The 15,991-nt window shown below is 71.1% G+C and carries 15 protein-coding genes; 9 read left to right on the top strand and 6 right to left on the bottom strand.

Annotation, left to right across the window (positions count from 1 at the left end):
* Positions 1-73: 73 nt before the first annotated feature.
* Both gdhA and ACYVGQ_RS16420 read right to left on the bottom strand, forming a co-directional pair.
* Entirely contained in the window at positions 74-1,438 is a 1,365-nt protein-coding gene (gene gdhA, locus ACYVGQ_RS16425) for an NADP-specific glutamate dehydrogenase (protein WP_460785753.1), read from the bottom strand.
* A gap of 137 nt (positions 1,439-1,575) precedes the next feature.
* A complete protein-coding gene (locus ACYVGQ_RS16420) occupies positions 1,576-4,245 on the bottom strand; it encodes a phosphoenolpyruvate carboxylase (RefSeq protein ID WP_460785752.1) in 2,670 nt (889 codons plus the stop codon).
* A gap of 259 nt (positions 4,246-4,504) precedes the next feature.
* On the opposite strand from ACYVGQ_RS16420, the gene ACYVGQ_RS16415 reads away from it, so the two are divergent.
* The 4 genes from ACYVGQ_RS16415 (at position 4,505) to ACYVGQ_RS16400 (ending at position 8,682) form a co-directional block, all read left to right on the top strand.
* Positions 4,505-5,683, top strand: a complete 1,179-nt coding sequence (locus ACYVGQ_RS16415) for a Na+/H+ antiporter NhaA (RefSeq protein WP_460785751.1) — start codon at positions 4,505-4,507, stop codon at positions 5,681-5,683.
* 23 nt (positions 5,684-5,706) lie between these two features.
* Positions 5,707-6,390 carry a nucleoside triphosphate pyrophosphohydrolase gene (locus ACYVGQ_RS16410; protein WP_460785750.1) on the top strand — a complete coding sequence of 228 codons (684 nt, stop codon included), beginning with the start codon at positions 5,707-5,709 and terminating at the stop codon, positions 6,388-6,390.
* A 59-nt stretch (positions 6,391-6,449) separates the two neighbouring features.
* On the top strand, positions 6,450-7,712 hold the full coding sequence (locus tag ACYVGQ_RS16405; protein WP_460785992.1) for a histidine--tRNA ligase: 1,263 nt from the start codon (positions 6,450-6,452) through the stop codon (positions 7,710-7,712).
* A 178-nt stretch (positions 7,713-7,890) separates the two neighbouring features.
* Positions 7,891-8,682, top strand: coding sequence for an SGNH/GDSL hydrolase family protein (locus ACYVGQ_RS16400; protein ID WP_460785749.1), 792 nt, complete (start codon positions 7,891-7,893; stop codon positions 8,680-8,682).
* Here the strand turns inward: ACYVGQ_RS16400 and ACYVGQ_RS16395 are convergent.
* Positions 8,657-9,166 (bottom strand): VOC family protein, encoded by a 510-nt coding sequence (locus tag ACYVGQ_RS16395; protein ID WP_460785748.1) that lies wholly within the window; start codon positions 9,164-9,166, stop codon positions 8,657-8,659. The genes ACYVGQ_RS16400 and ACYVGQ_RS16395 overlap by 26 nt on opposite strands.
* Positions 9,167-9,250: 84 nt before the next feature.
* On the opposite strand from ACYVGQ_RS16395, the gene ACYVGQ_RS16390 reads away from it, so the two are divergent.
* Positions 9,251-10,018: a helix-turn-helix domain-containing protein gene (locus tag ACYVGQ_RS16390; RefSeq protein ID WP_460785991.1), complete on the top strand. Its 768-nt coding sequence runs from the start codon at positions 9,251-9,253 to the stop codon at positions 10,016-10,018.
* Here the strand turns inward: ACYVGQ_RS16390 and ACYVGQ_RS16385 are convergent.
* Positions 9,984-11,228, bottom strand: a complete 1,245-nt coding sequence (locus ACYVGQ_RS16385) for an APC family permease (RefSeq protein ID WP_460785747.1) — start codon at positions 11,226-11,228, stop codon at positions 9,984-9,986. The two genes, ACYVGQ_RS16390 and ACYVGQ_RS16385, sit on opposite strands and share 35 nt — an antisense overlap.
* 29 nt (positions 11,229-11,257) lie before the next feature.
* Positions 11,258-11,731, bottom strand: coding sequence for a PaaI family thioesterase (locus tag ACYVGQ_RS16380; protein WP_460785746.1), 474 nt, complete (start codon positions 11,729-11,731; stop codon positions 11,258-11,260).
* 99 nt (positions 11,732-11,830) lie between these two features.
* Here ACYVGQ_RS16380 and ACYVGQ_RS16375 point away from each other — a divergent pair, with 99 nt between their 5' ends.
* The 4 genes from ACYVGQ_RS16375 to ACYVGQ_RS16360 are packed head-to-tail and all read left to right on the top strand — an operon-like array spanning position 11,831 to position 14,872.
* Positions 11,831-12,181, top strand: a complete 351-nt coding sequence (locus tag ACYVGQ_RS16375; RefSeq protein ID WP_460785745.1) for a GntR family transcriptional regulator — start codon at positions 11,831-11,833, stop codon at positions 12,179-12,181.
* Positions 12,178-13,224 (top strand): hypothetical protein, encoded by a 1,047-nt coding sequence (locus ACYVGQ_RS16370; RefSeq protein WP_460785744.1) that lies wholly within the window; start codon positions 12,178-12,180, stop codon positions 13,222-13,224. Before ACYVGQ_RS16375 ends, ACYVGQ_RS16370 begins: the two co-directional genes overlap by 4 nt.
* Complete coding sequence (locus ACYVGQ_RS16365) at positions 13,221-14,162, top strand: lysostaphin resistance A-like protein (protein WP_460785743.1); 942 nt, start codon at positions 13,221-13,223, stop codon at positions 14,160-14,162. Before ACYVGQ_RS16370 ends, ACYVGQ_RS16365 begins: the two co-directional genes overlap by 4 nt.
* 41 nt (positions 14,163-14,203) lie before the next feature.
* Complete coding sequence (locus ACYVGQ_RS16360) at positions 14,204-14,872, top strand: O-methyltransferase (RefSeq protein ID WP_460785742.1); 669 nt, start codon at positions 14,204-14,206, stop codon at positions 14,870-14,872.
* A gap of 75 nt (positions 14,873-14,947) precedes the next feature.
* Here the strand turns inward: ACYVGQ_RS16360 and ACYVGQ_RS16355 are convergent, their stop codons facing one another.
* The gene (locus tag ACYVGQ_RS16355; protein ID WP_460785741.1) at positions 14,948-15,982 is read right to left on the bottom strand and encodes a LacI family DNA-binding transcriptional regulator; all 1,035 of its coding nucleotides are present in this window, start codon (positions 15,980-15,982) and stop codon (positions 14,948-14,950) included.
* Positions 15,983-15,991 lie beyond the last annotated feature (9 nt).

Genomic DNA, 15,991 nt, shown 5'->3' with positions numbered 1-15,991 from the left:
GACTCCGGGAAGAGCAGCGTGACTCCGGAAAGAGCAGCGCGATGCGATCCGTCGGGTGGGAGCCCGCAGCGCGTCAGATGACGCCCTGCGCCAGCATCGCCGCTGCGACGCGTTCGAAGCCGGCGATGTTGGCCCCCGCCACGTAGTCGCCGGGCATGCCGTGCCTCTCGGCGGCGTCGAAGGCGGCGTGATGGATGTCTGACATGATCTCGCGGAGCTTGCGCTCGCTGTCGGCGAAGGCCCAGCGCTGGCGCGAGGCGTTCTGGCTCATCTCCAGGGCGGAGGTCGCCACACCGCCGGCGTTGGCCGCCTTGCCGGGAGCGAACAGCACACCTGCCTTCTGGAATGCCTCGACGGCCTCCGGCACGCACGGCATGTTCGCGCCCTCGGACACCGCACGGACGCCGTTGGCGATGAGCGCCTCAGCATCCGCCAGGTGCAGCTCGTTCTGGGTCGCAGACGGCACCGCGATGTCGACGGGCGTCTCCCAGACGCTGCCGTTCTCGATGAAGCGGGCGCTCGCGCGGCGGTTCGCATACTCGACGATGCGACCGCGCTCGACCTCCTTGATCTGGCGGAGCAGACCGAGGTCGATGCCGGCGTCGTCCACGACGTAGCCGGAGGAGTCGGACGCCGTCACGGCCACGGCACCGAGCTGCGCGGCCTTCTGGATCGCGTAGATCGCGACGTTGCCCGAACCGGACACCGCCACCCGCTTGCCCTCGAGGGAGTCGCCCTTGACGGCGAGCATCTCCTGCGCGAAGAACACCGCGCCGTAGCCGGTCGCCTCGGTGCGCACCTCCGCGCCGCCCCAGCCGGTGCCCTTGCCGGTGAACATGCCGGACTCGTGGCGGTTGGTGATCTTGCGGTACTGGCCGAACAGGAAGCCGATCTCGCGTCCGCCGACGCCGATGTCGCCGGCGGGCACGTCGGTGTGCTCTCCGAGGTGCCGGTAGAGCTCGTTCATGAACGACTGGCAGAACCGCATGATCTCCGCGTCGGAGCGTCCGTGCGGATCGAAGTCCGATCCGCCCTTCGCGCCGCCGATCCCCTGGCCGGTGAGCGCGTTCTTGAAGATCTGCTCGAAGCCGAGGAACTTGATGATCGACAGGTTCACCGAGGGGTGGAAGCGCAGTCCGCCCTTGTACGGGCCGAGGACGGAGGAGAACTGGATGCGGTAGCCGCGGTTGACGTGCAGGCGGCCGGCGTCGTCCATCCACGGTACGCGGAACATGATCTGCCGCTCCGGCTCCACCACGCGCTCCAGGATGCCGGCGTCCACGTACTCCGGGTGCCTCTCCAGCACCGGGGCGATCGAGCCGAGCACCTCGTGCACGGCCTGCTGGAACTCCGGCTCGTGCGGGCTGCGGCCCTGGACGGCGTCGAAGACGGGCTGGACGGCAGGAGCGAGCGGATGGAACGAGGTGTTTTCGGACACGCGGGAACGGCTTTCTGGAACGGGAACCGGGGAAGCGCGATCGTGTCGCGTGAAAGGGTCGCCGAGTGGGCGCGAGATCTCACTCTACGCGAATGTTTCCGGCACGTTACACGCGGCTGTGTGCAGCCTGAGCCGGGTCACCCGGTGTTCTGCAGGCCGGCCGCGACGCCCGACACGGAGAGCAGGAGAAGGCGCTGCTGCTCGGCATCCGTCCCGGAGCCGATCGGCTCCTCGGAGCGCAGGGCGCGCAGGGCGCGCAGCTGCAGCAGGGAGAGCGCGTCGACATAGGGGCTGCGCAGCTGCACGGCGCGCTGCAGCACGGGCTTGTTCTCCAGGAGACCTGCTCCGCCGGTGAGGCGGATCACCCACTCCCTGGTGAGGGTCATCTCGTCGAGGACGAGCTGCGCGAGATCGTCCCTGTCGCCGAGCGCGAGATAGCGCCGAGCGATCCGCTCGTCGGTCTTCGCCAGGCTCATCGCGACGTTGTCGATCATGGTGTGCAGCAGCGGCCACTCCCGGTAGGCCTCCGTCAGCAGCGCCTCGTCGCCGACGGCCTCGAGAGCCGTCCCCAGCCCGAACCAGCCCGCGAGGTTGATGCGCGCCTGCGTCCACGCGAACACCCACGGGATCGCCCTGAGATCCTCCAGGGACTCCACGGAGAGTCCGCGGCGAGCAGGGCGCGAGCCCAGCGCCAGCAGGCCGATCTCCTCCAGAGGAGTGACCCTGGCGAACCACGGGGCGAAGCCTTCTGCGCGCACGAGCTCGAAGAACCTCGCGCGGGATGCGGTGTCCATCGTCGCCGCGATCCCGGCGAACCGCTCCGCCGCTCCGCTGGTGCGCCGCTCGACCGTCGGGGAGGACGCCAGGAGAGTCGCGGCGGCGACCTGATCGATGTGGCGCATGGCGATCGCCGGCTCGCCGTAGCGGGCGAAGATGACCTCGCCCTGCTCGGTGAGCTTGAACCGGCCGTCCACGGAGTGCGGCGGCTGGGCGAGGATCGCCGAGTTCGCGGGCCCGCCGCCGCGGCCGAGGGCGCCGCCGCGGCCGTGGAACAGGGTCAGCTCGATGCCGGCATCCAGCGCCCACTGCGCGATCTTCTCCTGCGCCTCGTAGAGGGCGAGGTTCGCGGCGACGGGGCCGACGTCCTTCGAGGAGTCGGAGTAGCCGAGCATGACCTCGAGGCGGTTGCCGGTCTCCGCCATGCGTTCGCGGAACTCGGGGAATCCGACGACCTCGGCGAGGATCGCGGGCGCCGCCTGCAGGTCGGCGAAGGTCTCGAACAGCGGGACGACGTCGAGCACCGGCGCGTCGTCGCCCAGCGCATAGCGGGCGAGACGGCGAACGTTCGCGAGGTCCTCGGCGGACTGCGTGAAGGAGACGACGTAGCGGCCGGCCGCGCTGGGGCCGAACTCACGCTGGATCTCGGCGATCGCCCGGAAGACCTCCAGCACCTCCTCGGTCCGCTCGCTCGGCTCCGCACCGGCGTCCAGCTCGGCGAGGGCCTCGCGGTGCACCTGCGAGTGCTGACGCACCTCGAGCTCGGTGAGGTGGAATCCGTAGGTCTCGATCTGCCAGATCAGGTGCTGCACGCCGCCGAACGCGTGCCGGCGGGCGCCGGAGGCGAGGAGCGAGTCCTGCACGGTGCGGAGGTCCGCGAGGAGCTCGTCCGGGTGCGCGTAGCCGCCGGCGGCGCCGGTGCGCTTCGCGGCGACGCGGCGGGCGAACAGCAGGAGGAGGCGGCGGTGCGGTTCTCCGGGGGAGCGGGCGGAAAGCTCGACAGCGCCCTCGGCGTCTGTCGCGGCGAACGACTCCCACAGTGCGGCCGCGGACGCGGAGGCGGGTGTGCTCTCGGCATCCAGGGTCAGGGTGCGGCCGATCCGGTTGAGCGCCCGCTCGAGTCCCTGCAGGACGTGGTCGGAGGCGATCTGCGCCGCCTCGCGCGTGACGGACGCCGTGACGAAGGGGTTGCCGTCGCGGTCGCCGCCGACCCAGGATCCGACGCGCACGAACGCCGGCACGATCGGGGCGCTGGCGCCCGATTCCTCGCCGCGGAGCGCGTCGTCGATCCGGCGGTACACATGCGGGACCGTGGTGAAGAGCGTCTCGTCGAACACGCTCATCACGGTGCGGACCTCGTCGACGGGCGTCGGCTTCTCGGCCCGCAGCGGCGCGGTCCGCCAGAGGGTGTCGATCTCCTCCAGCATCCGGCGCCGCGCGCGGTGCTGCTCCGCCCCGCCGTCGCTGGCGGCGTCGTGCTGCGTGAGCAGCTCGGACAGCCGACGGATGCTCGTGGACACCGCGCGGCGTCGTGCCTCGGTCGGATGGGCGGTGAAGACGGGGTGGAACCGGAGCCCGGCCAGGCGACGCCGGGCCTCATCCTCGCCGACCTCTTCGCGCAGCTGCGCGAAGGCCCCGGCGACCGTGTCCGCTGCTCCTTCGCGTCCCGGCTGGCCGGCGCGCTCCCGGAGCACGCGCACCCGCTGGTGCTCCTCCGCGAGGTTGACGAGATGGAAGTAGGCGGTGAAGGCCCTCGCGACCTCGTCGGCACGCTCGATCGTGAATTCGTCGGCGATCGACGCCGCGCGCTCGAAGTCCTCGAGGCTCTCGTCGTCGTAGGCCTGGATCGTGGCGAGGCGCAGGCGCTCGACGTCCTCGAACAGGCCCGGGGTTCCGGACTCGCGCAGCACCTGGCCGAGGAGGGCGCCGAGCATGCGGACGTCCGCGCGCATGGCCTCGGGAATGCCCTGGCCCGCTTCGAAGCGGCCGATGACGCGAATGGCTTCCGTGGGAGTGGGCTCGGGGGTCATGATTCGAGCGTATCCCGGAGCGGAGAGCACTCCCGACCGCGTGACGGAGCGTTGACGCGCTCGATACGGTGGGGGCCTCCTCGCGACGGTGCGGGTCCTCACGCGAATCGACGACGGCTTCTGCGACATCGGTGTGAGCCGTGTCCGGGAAGGAGTCGGTGGCGGGTCGCTGCACCCGCGAGTTCGCGGACATGTCCTCGAGGGCCGGCGTGATCGTCCGCACCGGCGGCCCGACGCCTCCACGCGTAGCATGGCTCCGATGCCTGCCTCCTGGAACCCGCTCCGATCTGCGCAGTTCCCTGCGATCCTCCTTCTCGGGGCCGCCGGCCTCGGACTCGTGCTGGCCAACACGCCGGCGCACGATGCGATCGCTGGGGTGCTGGACGCCCATCTGGCGATCCCCCTCGCCGGCCTCGACCTCTCCGTGTCGCACTGGATCTCGGACGGCCTGCTCGCGATCTTCTTCTTCGTGGTCGCGATCGAGCTCCTGCACGAGCTGACCCGCGGCGAGCTGAGCTCCTTCGGGAAGGCGATCCAGCCGGCCATCGCCGCGACAGGCGGAGTGATCGTGCCGATCCTCGTCTACCTGGCGATCGCGGGCGGCTCATCGACAGGCCCGGGGACGGCGGCCGGATGGCCGATCCCCACCGCCACCGACATCGCCTTCGCGCTCGGTGTCCTGGCGGTCTTCGGTCGCGGACTGCCCTCAACCGTCCGGGTGTTCCTGCTGGCCCTGGCGATCCTCGACGACATCATCGGCATCGTGTTCATCGCCGTCCTCTTCGCCCGCGATCTGAACCCGGCGATGCTCGTGCTCGGCCTCCTCGGCGTCGCCGTGTTCGGCGTTCTCAGCCGGATGCTCCGGGGTCGGGCGCGTATCCCGGTCGCGGTGCTCATGGTCGTCGTCGCCGTCCTCACATGGGGCGTCGTGGCGTCCTCGGGCGTGCATGCCACGATCGCCGGCGTGATGCTGGGGCTGGCGATGGCGCCGGCTCCCGCCGACCGTGCGCGCGGAACGATCGAGCCCTGGGCGAACGGCGCGATCCTGCCCGTGTTCGCGTTCGCGGCGGCCTTCGTGGTGATCCCCGCCGTCTCGCCGGCCGAGCTGTCGCCTGCCTTCTTCGGCATCGCGATCGCGCTCCCGGTGGGGAAGGTCATCGGCATCACCCTGTTCGGCGCGGTCGCCATGCGGGTGGGATCCCGCGGACGCCCTCCCGTGCTGACGACCGCCGACCTGCTCGCCGCCGGCGCACTGGGCGGCATCGGGTTCACGGTGTCGCTGCTCCTGGCGAACCTCGCGTTCGCCAGCGATGCAGCGGTGCGCGATCAGGCGATCCTGGGCGTGCTGGTCGGCTCTCTCATCGCGCTCGTGATCTCGGCGGTCGCGGTGTCCGCGAGGGCGGGCTGGTATCGCAGGGTGAGCTCTGCTGCGGAATGACGACGTCGGATGAAGGAGGCCGGATGAGCCAGGACGCGCTGCGAGATGCAGCGGAGACGATGCGGGCCGTGCGCGATCGCTGCGTATGGTCGCAGCGGATGACCCACCGCGAGCTCGTGCCCTACCTGATCGAGGAGTCCCACGAGCTCATCGACGCCGTCGAGACGGGGAACAGAGCGGAGCTGCGCGAAGAACTGGGCGATCTGCTGTGGCAGGTGCTGTTCCATGCCGCGATCGCCGCGCAGGACGAGGACGATCCCTTCGACATCGACGACGTCGCCCGGACGCTCACGGAGAAGATGGTCCGGCGTCATCCGCATGTCTTCGGGGATGCCGTCGCCACCACGCCCGAGGAGGTGCTGGTCCACTGGAATGCGGCGAAGGCGGCGGAGAAGCGCACGAGGACCAGTGCGCTCGACGGCATCCCGAGGGGGATGCCCGCCCTCGCCCTCGCCCAGAAGGTCCTGGGCCGCGCGGCCTCCGTCCCCGGCGCCCTCCGTCGTTCCTCGGGCGAGCGCGCGCGCAGCGCGAGCGAGTCGAGATGGAGCTCCGAACCCGCTCCGCCCACTCCGGCGTCCGAGGCGGAGCTCGGCGACGCCCTTCTCGCCCTCGTCGCCCAGGCGCGCGCGCACGGGTGGGACGCCGAACGCGCGCTACGCGAGCGCATCCGCCTTCTCGAGGACGAGGTGCGCGCCGCCGAGGCGTGAGCGCGCGGCGTCCGACCTGGGAAGATGGACACGTGGCTACTGTGAACCCGCCGCGCGGCATGCGCGACATCCTCCCCGCCGACAAGGCCCGCCGTGAGCGCGTGCTCTCCGTCATCCGCGAGCGCTACCTGGCCCACGGCTTCGACGAGATCGAGACGCCCGTCGTCGAGGAGTACGAGCGTCTGCACGCCGGCATCGGCGGGGACAACGAGAAGCTCTCCTACAACATCCTGCGTCGAGGGCTCGACGCCGACGCGATCCGCGCGGCCGCCGACGACCCTGCGGCGCTCAGCGATCTCGGCCTGCGCTATGACCTCACGGTCCCGCTCGCGCGCTTCTACGCATCGAATCGTGCGCAGCTGCCCGGTGTCTTCCGATCCATCCAGATCGGCCCGGTCTGGCGGGCGGAGCGTCCGCAGAAGGGGCGTTACCGCCAGTTCGTGCAGTGCGACATCGACATCATCGGCGACGACTCCGCCCGTGCCGAGGCCGAGCTCATGGTCGCATCTCTGGATGCCGTCGACGCGCTGGGCCTCGAGGGCGCGACGATCCGGATCAACGACCGCCGCGCGCTGGACTGGATGCTGGACTCCTTCGGCTTCCCCGAGGCGGAGCGCCCCGGCGTCCTCATCACGATCGACAAGCTCGACAAGATCGGTCCGGACGGCATCGTCGCCGAACTGCGCGAGCGCGGCGCGAGCGCATCGGCCGCCGACGCGTTCGATGCGTTCCTCCGACGTCCGCAGACGAGGGAGTACAACGCCTACGGCGAACGGCAGATCCGCAAGGCGCTGCCCGATGGCGCTCCGGACGACATCGTCGCCCACCTCGTCGGCATCGGGGAGGCGGTCGCGGCCGGGCGGGGCGCGAACGAGGAGATCCCGCTCGTCTTCGACCCGTTCCTCGTGCGGGGCATGGGCTACTACACGGGGACGATCGCCGAGCTCGCGCACCCTTCGGTGCCCTATTCGCTCGGCGGCGGAGGCCGCTATGACGGGATGATCGGGCGGTTCCTCGGCCAGCAGGTGCCCGCCGTCGGGTTCTCGCTCGGCTTCGAGCGTCTGGTCGATCTCGTCGCGGACGCGCAAGCGGCGGATGCCTCGTCCGTCGTCATCGTGCACGACACGGATGTGCCGGTGGCCGAGCTCATCGCGCACAAGGCGGCGCTCCTGACCTCCGAGGGCGTGCGGGTGCGGCTGGAGCGACGGACGAAGAACCTCAAAGCGCTGCTGGAGCGCGCGGCGGCCGACGGCTACACCTCCTTCGCGACCGTCTCCGCCGGCGCGGCGACCGGATCGCTGGAGCTCAAGCCGCTGAGCTGATGCAGCCGGGATCGGGGGCTGCGTCTCGACTCGCAGGCGTCCTCCGCGGAGACTCCTCTCCCTTTCGCCGAGGGAGCGGGGCGGGTCGAAACGGAGCTCCTCGCATCACGATCCGGTCCTCTTCCCCCCCCGGGGCCGGTTCACCGCGGGTTCACCTCGGCGGTGTTGACTCCCGGGCGTGACGCGCGTGAGGGGACCGGCGACCGTCCTCGCGGCGTGCCTGTCGTCCGGCGTCGTTCTCGTCGCAGGCATCCGGATCCTCCTGCGTCGTCAGGCGGCGATCGCGCGGCGGCGCATCGGCAAGCCCCTGGGCGAGGTGTCGCTCGACGCCGATCGGGTCTGGCGGCGATCCCTGGATGGAAGTCCGATCGAGCTGCTCGTGCTCGGCGACTCGCTGGCCGCCGGGCTGGGCGCCGAGCACCGCAAGCAGACGCTCGGCGGGCGGGTCGCCAAGGGACTCGCCCGCCGATTGCAGCGGCCGGTGCGGCTGCGCACGGCGGCCGTGGTGGGCTCGGAGTCCTCCGCGCTCGCCGGCCAGCTCGACGCGCTGCCCGGCGGGTACCGCGCCGACGTCGCGGTCATCGTGGTGGGCGGCAACGACGTGACGCATCTCGTCTCGGCGACCGCCGCCGCCGAGCAGCTGGAGCAGGCCATCGTGCGGCTGCAGGATGCCGGGACCGCGGTCGTCGTCGGCACGTGCCCCGACCTCGGGGCGCTGCGCCCCGTGCCGCAGCCGCTGCGGGCGCTGCTGTCCCGCATGTCCCGGCGCCTCGCACTCGCGCAGACCAGGGTGGCCTGGCGCACAGGGGCGGTGCCCGTCGATCTCCGGCACATGGTCGGGCCGACCTTCCATGAGGAGCCGGACGAGATGTTCAGCCTCGACCGCTTCCATCCCAGCGCCGCCGGCTACCGGCAGACCGCCGAGGCGCTGCTGCCCGCGGTCGTCACGGCGCTGTCCTCGCGACGTTGAGACCCGCCGCCCACTCCTCGACCCGGCGGGCGCTCTCCTCGGGGGAGAGATCCTCGACACGCGACATCACCGACCACCGCACGCCGAAGGGATCCCGGATCGACGCGAACCGATCTCCTGAGACGAAGGCCGACGGCGCCTCGCGCACGACGGCGCCTGCGGCGACGGCGCGCTCCACGACCGCATCCACGTCCGCGACGTAGAGCCCGAGCGAGTAGCAGTCGTCCTCGCCGGAGGGAGGCGCCACCAGGCGGTACGCCTCGGTGGGCTCGCCCAGCTGCAGCAGTCCGGCGCCGAAGTCGAGGTCCGCGTGCACCACGACTCCCTCCATGCGGGTCACGTCGATCACGCTGGCGCCGAAGACGTCGCGATAGAACACGATCGCGTCGGCGGCGCCGGGGATGGCGAGGAAGGGGGTGAGCGAGGTCGCGTTGTTCGGGCGGCCGTTCGTGGTGTGCGCTCCGGTGAGTCCTGTGTCGTCCATGCCTCGACGGTACGGGCGGTGCGAGGAGGCGCGCTTGGAGATTCGCGACACGATGTCGTCGGTGAGAACTATCGTGTGAGCGTGATGGATGCGCGCAGGGGAGTGCTGTACCCGGCGAGGATGCCGGAGTTCCACCGTCTTCCTCCGCCCGCCGGCGCCGGTGACCTCGTCGAATGGTTCTGGATCCCGGAGTGGGACGTCGAACCGGGGCGCGCCTCTCGTCAGCACATCGTGGCCTACCCGGCGTCGAATCTGGTGGTCGAGGCGGAGGGCGTGGAGCTCGCGGGCCCGAGTACGCGAGCGACGCATCGTGATCTGACCGGGCGAGGGTGGGCCGTCGGCGCCCTGCTCCGACCGGCCGCGCTCGCGGCGCTGGCCGAGGCGCCGGCGCTCCTCCGCGACGACTCCGCCCGGTTCGAAGCGCCCGAGCTGCATCGCTCCGTCGCTCATGCGATGGAGGAGGGCGAGCGCGGTGCCGCTGTCGACGCCTTCGCGGCATGGCTCATCGCACGCGTCGGCGAGGTCGGACAGGCGGCGCACCAGGCCAATGAGATGGCCAGGATGCTGATGGGCGATGCCTCGATCGCGGGGGCGGCGGAGGCGGCGGCGCGTCTCGCGGTGTCCGTGCGCACGCTGCAGCGTCTGGCGCAGCGTCACGTCGGGCTGTCCCCGGCCGCGATGATCCGTCGTCGCCGCCTGCAGGAGGCTGCGCAGCGGATCCGCGAGGATCCGGAGGCCGATCTGGCCACCGTCGCCGCCGAGCTCGGCTACGCCGATCACGCCCACCTCACGAATGATTTCCGCGCCGTGCTGGGGTTCACGCCGGCGTCGTATCGCTCCGCCTCCGGATGAGCCTCAGCCGGAGCATCCGGTAGAGCACGCCGACGAGGACGATCCCGGTTCCGATCAGCGATGCGAGCACCGGGAGGGTGTTCACCAGGATCAGGCATCCCAGGGCGCCGACGACCGGAATCACGCGCGGATAGCGTCGAGCGCGCTGCCGGAAGGCCGCGGCGTTCGCGATCAGGTAGTAGAGGAGCACGCCGAACGAGGAGAATCCGATGGCGCCTCGGAGGTCGGCGACGACCACGACGCCGACCACGACGAGGCCGACCGCGATCTCGGCGCGGCGCGGCGCGTGCCAGCGTTCGTCGATCGTCGACAGCCAGCGAGGCAGATCGGACTCCCTCGCCATGGCGAGGGTCGTTCGGCCGATCCCGGTGAGCAGGGCGAGCAGGGCGCCGAGGGATGCCGTGGCGGCGGCGACCCGCACGACGGGAGACGCCCATGTCCATCCTGCCGAGACGACGACGTCGGTGAGCGGTGCGGCGCTGTCCACGGCATCCGCGCCGAGCACCGAGACGACCGTGAGGGCCACGGCGGCGTAGACGACGACGGCACCGGCCATGGCCAGCACGATCGCGCGCGGGATGGTGCGGGCGGGATCGATGACCTCCTCGCCCATCGTGGCGATCCGCGCGTATCCGGCGAAGGCGAAGAAGAGCAGTCCCGCGCCCTGGAGAACCCCGTACGCCGTGGCCTCGGCCAGGTCCGCAGGGGGCGCGGTCGTCTCGCCCGAGGCTCCGGCCGCGACGACGAGCGCGAGCCCCAGGAGAGAGGCCACGACGAGGATGCGGGTGGCGAGCGCGGTGCGCGTCACCCCGAAGCAGTTCACGACGACGAGGGCGGCGACGGCGAGCACGGCGACGGGGATGCGCCATCCTTCCGGCGCGGCATAGGACGCGAATGTCAGCGCCATCGCTGCGCAGCTGGCGATCTTGCCGATCACGAACGACCAGCCGGCGACGAATCCCCACCAGGGCCCGATCTCCGCACGGGCGTAGGCGTAGGTTCCGCCGGCGACCGGGTGCGCTGCGGCGAGCTGTGCGGAGCTGATCGCGTTGCAGCAGGCGATGACGGCTGCGATCGCGAGGGCGACGAGGATGCCTGAACCCGCCGCGCCCAGAGCCGGTGCCCAGACGGCGAAGACACCGGCGCCGATCATCGAGCCGAGGCCGATGGCGACGGCATCCGAGAGGCTCAGGCGGCGGGAGAGGGGCACGCGCCCATCGTGGCACGGCGACGTGAACGTCAGGTGGCGCGCGCTGCGGTGACGCGCTTCTTCTCGCGTATGTAGACCTCGCGGCGCACCTTCGCGACGACGTCGCCCCCGCGATCGGTGATGACGGTCTCGAACCATTCGAGCACCTTTGCGCCGCCGTGCGCGCGCTCGCGGATCTCCGCAGCGCGCTCCTGAGCGACCTCGAACTCGGCGGTGAGGACGCCGCGACCGGGCTTGAGGAACTCGATCTCGCCCCGGGTGTCCCACACCACGTAGTCACGACCGAGCTGGTGCATCACGAGCATGAAGAAGTAGGGATCGGTCATCGCGCTCATGGAGCCGCCGAAGGCCGTCTTGACGTAGTTGCGGGTGAAGACGTTCACGTGCAGCTCCACAGTGGCGCGGGTCCAGTCCGTGCTGAAGCGGCGGACGCGGATTCCGCTGAAGAGGTTGGGGATCCACAGGCTCATGCCGATCGCGAGTCGGCGAGGGGTGACCTTCATGTCGCCAGTGTGGCGGATCGCGACGGGTATGCGAAGCGGAATGGAGGGTAGCGACATAAGTTCTAGTTAGGATAGAATTAATAGAACATTGGAGGTGGCATGCTGATCCGGATCGACGTCGACAGTCCGCGGCCCCTGTTCGAGCAGGTCGCGGCGTCCGTGCGCGCCGATGTGCTGTCCGGGAAGCTCGTGCCGGGCGACCGGCTCCCTCCCGCCCGCGAGGTGGCCGAGGCGCTGGACGTCAATCAGCACACCGTGCTGCACGCCTACCAGCAGCTGCGCGACGAAGGACTCGTCGACCTGCGCCGTGGAAGGGGGGCGGCGGTGGCGGCATCCGCTGCGCCGCTCGCCGAACTCGCCCAGGACATCGCAGCGCTCGTCGCCCGCGGGGCCGCTCTCGGCCTCTCACCCGCCACACTGGCCGCTCTCGTGAAGGAGACTCCCGCATGAACGCCGACGTCCGTCGCGCCCGCACCGCCTTCCTCTGGGTGGGGGTGATCGTGCCCGCCGCGATCGTCGCGCTCTCCGCGATCATCATCGCGGCGTGGCTGCCGGAGGTTCCCGAGCCCGCCGCGATCCACTGGGGATTCGACGGGGTCGACGGCTACGGACCCGGGTGGACGTATCTCGCGCTGCTGCTGGGGATCGGCGGCGGCATCGTCGTCCTGTTCGCCGTGATGGCGTTCCTCGGGCACCGGCTGCCGCCGCGCTCGCGCTCCGAGGGCCGCCCGGACGGACCGCAGTGGTCGCCGACCGCGCGTTTCCTCGGCGCGATGAGCCTCGGAGTGTCGACTCTGCTGGCCGCGACCTCGCTGATAAGCGTGGGCGTGCAGCGCGGGCTCGCCGACGCCGCGGAGACGCCGGACATCACGCCCTGGGTGATCCTGGGGATCGTGCTGATGGCGGGGCTCGCAGTGCTCGGCTGGTTCCTCCAGCCTGCGGCGTACACGACGACGGATGCCGGGGTGCCGGCCGGGCCGCTGGAGCTGGCGGGCACCGAGCGCGCCGTCTGGATGGGAACGGCGAGCACGGCGCGCGGCGCGCAGATCGTGCTCGGCGTCGCGGTGTTCTTCGTGCTCGCGACAGCCGCTCTGCTGGGGGCGAGGGGAGTCGAGGGGTGGTGGTTCTCCGCGATCATCGGGATCGCGCTCGCCGTGCTGGCCGCGACGATGCTCGTCTTCAGGGTCAGGGTGAACGCCGCGGGTCTGCAGGTGCGCTCTGCCGTGGGCTGGCCGCGGTTCGCGATCCCCGCCTCTGACGTCGCCTCGGTGCGCGTGGTGACCGTCAACCCGTTCGGCGAGTTCGGCGGCTGGGGCTACCGGATCGGCCTCGACGGTCGGCGCGGCGTCGTGCTGCGCGGCGGTGAAGCCCTTCAGGTGGAGCAGAGGAACGGGAAGGTGTTCGTCGTCACCGTCGACGATGCGGCCACGGCGGCGTCCGTCCTGGTGGCGGCGTCCGGCATCTCCGAAGGAACCGAAGGAGGAGCATCATGATCACCCGCGTCCGTCCGGTGGCGACGATCGCCTTCGTCGCCCTCGCCTGCGGGCTCGCCTGGCTGGTCGCCCTTCCCCTGTGGATCTCCGGAGGGCTTGCGAACCCGCTCGCGGGAGCGCTCGTCCCCGTGATGATGTTCACGCCGGCTCTCGCCGTGCTGATCGTCATGACCGCGCTGCGTCCTGTTCCGAAGGGGGGACGGCTGAGGTTCCTCGGCATGTGGCCGCTGCGGCCGGCGAAGCGAGTGGTCTGGCTGAGCGTCGCGGCGCTGTTCGCGCCGGTGGCCCTCGTCGCCGTGAGCATCGCCGTGGCGGCGGTGTTCGGCTGGGTGCAGCTGGATCTCATCGGCTTCTCCGGGTTCGCTGAGACGCTGGCGGCCTCCCTGCCGGAGGGGGTGCCCGCGCCGCCCGCGATCGTCGTCGTCCTCTCCCAGCTCGTGGCGATCCCGATCGCCGCGGCGACGATCAACGCGGTGATGGCGTTCGGAGAGGAGCTCGGCTGGCGGGGCTTCCTGGTGCCGGCGCTGCGTCCGCTCGGCACGTGGCCGGCCCTCCTGATCAGCGGGGTGATCTGGGGGCTCTGGCACGCCCCGGTGATCCTCCTGGGCTACAACTTCGGACGTTTCGACCTCACCGGGGTCCTGCTGATGGTCGGCGGCTGCATCGCGTGGGGCGTGCTGCTCGGATGGCTCCGCCTGCGGTCGGCGTCGCTCTGGCCCGCCGTCTTCGCCCATGGCGCGCTGAACGCGGCAGGAGGCATGGTCGTCCTGGTCCATGCGGCCGGCACGACCATCGACATGGCCCTCGCCGGCCCCTTGGGCGTCGCGGGGTGGATCGTGTGCGCCGGGGCGGTCGTCGTGCTCGCGCTGAGCGGCCAGTTCCGTCGCCAGCCCGAGCTCGACGGCGCCGCGGTCCGCCTGCTGTCGCCGGAGCGCTGAAGGCCCTTGACGGGCTCCGGGCGCGAGGGTTGGCTGGGCACATGGCCGATTCGACTCCTGAGAACTGGCGCGCCGCCGACATCTTCCTCGTCGACACGCTCGTCGGACACGATCCTGCCCTGGAGGCCGGGCTGGACGCGCAGCGCGCGGCAGGCCTCCCCTCGATCGAGGTCGCGCCGGTCGGCGGCAAGCTGCTGAACCTGCTCGCACGGATCGCCGGAGCGCGGCGAGTGCTCGAGATCGGCACGCTCGGCGGGTACTCGACGACCTGGCTCGCACGTGCCGTCGGAGAAGACGGCCTCGTCGTCACGATCGAGGCGGAGCCGGGCAACGCCGCCGTCGCACGACGCAACCTGGATGCCGCGGGCGTCGGCGATCGCGTCGAGATCCGCATCGGGCGCGGAGCCGAGGTGCTGCCCTCGCTGGACGGCGCAGAACCTTTCGATCTCGTGTTCATCGACGCCGACAAGGAGTCCAACACGGTCTATCTCGACTGGGCGGCGCGGCTCGGGCGACCGGGCACCGTGGTGGTCGTCGACAACATCGGCCGGGAGGGCGAGATCGTCAACGACGACACCGCCGATCCGCGCGTCGTCGGCACACGGCAGGGACTGCGGATGCTGGGAGAGGACCCCCGTTTCGACGCCACGGCCCTGCAGACCGTCGGCCTCAAGGGCTGGGACGGCTTCGCGCTCGCCGTCGTCGTGTGAGATCTGCGCCGGAGGGTGTGAGATCTGCGCCGGAGGGTGTGAGATCTGCGCCGGAGGAGCCGGCGCATTCGAGGCTCAGACGTGCAGGTCCTGCGTGCAGCCGCAGCTGCGGCCCACGACGAGATTGCCGCGGACGATCTCCGTCGAGGGCCCGGCGTCGTCAGCGATCGCGAGCAGAGCCTCGATCGCGGCGGACGCCATCTGGTCCAGGGGCTGGCGGACGCTCGTCAACGGTGGGCTCAGGCGCAGCGCGAGGTCGGTGCCGTCGATGGAGGCGAGCGCGACGTCCTCCGGGACGCGCAGCCCGAGCTCGGCACAGGCCTGGAGCACGCCGATCGCCTGCACGTCGGATGAGACGAGGATCGCCCGAGGGCGGCTGGCGCGGCTGAGATGCCGCGCGCTCGGTCCCAGCAGCGCGTATGTCGCGGCTCGGCCTCCCGCTGCCGAGAACTCGGCGTGCTCGATCAGGTCGTCTCCTGCGGGGAGACCGGCGGTCGTCAGCGTCTCCCGCCATCCGATCACGCGACCGTCGGCGCTCGCGGAGTGCCAGGGGCCGGCGACGCAGGCGATCACCGGATGATCATGGGCGATGAGGTGCTCCACGGCGAGGCGTGCGGCGTGCTCATTGTCGAACGCCACGCCGCTAGACGTGCCGACACGGCGGCTGCGGGTGCTCTGGATCGCGACCACGGGGACGGCGCCGAGCACGTCGTTCGCCAGCCGCGAGTAATGATCGGTCGCCGCGATCACTCCGTCGACCCGATGATCGACGATCGATTTCAGGAACGGGACGTGCTTCTCTCCGACGATGTCCACGATCCCGAGGGTGAGGGCGAGTCCGTGACGCGTCGCCTCCTTCGCGATGGCCTCTGCGAGCTCGGCGTAGAACGGATTGATCGGGCTGTCCGTGAGCAGGCCGATCATCCGTGTGCTGCCGCGGCGGAGCGCCGATGCGACCGCGTTCGGACGGTAGTCGAGCTCGGAGATCGCCTGTTCGACGCGGCTCCGGGCGTTCGCGGACACCGGTCTCGGTCCTCCGTTGATCACATAGGAGACCACGGCGGGGGACACCCCGGCGGCCGCGGCGACCTGGGCGCGGGTCACCGCCATGATCGTCTC

The organism is Microbacterium tumbae (assembly GCF_054780175.1).
The sequence above is the reverse complement of the archived record's forward strand: the minus strand, read 5'-3'. Positions and strand labels throughout refer to the sequence as shown.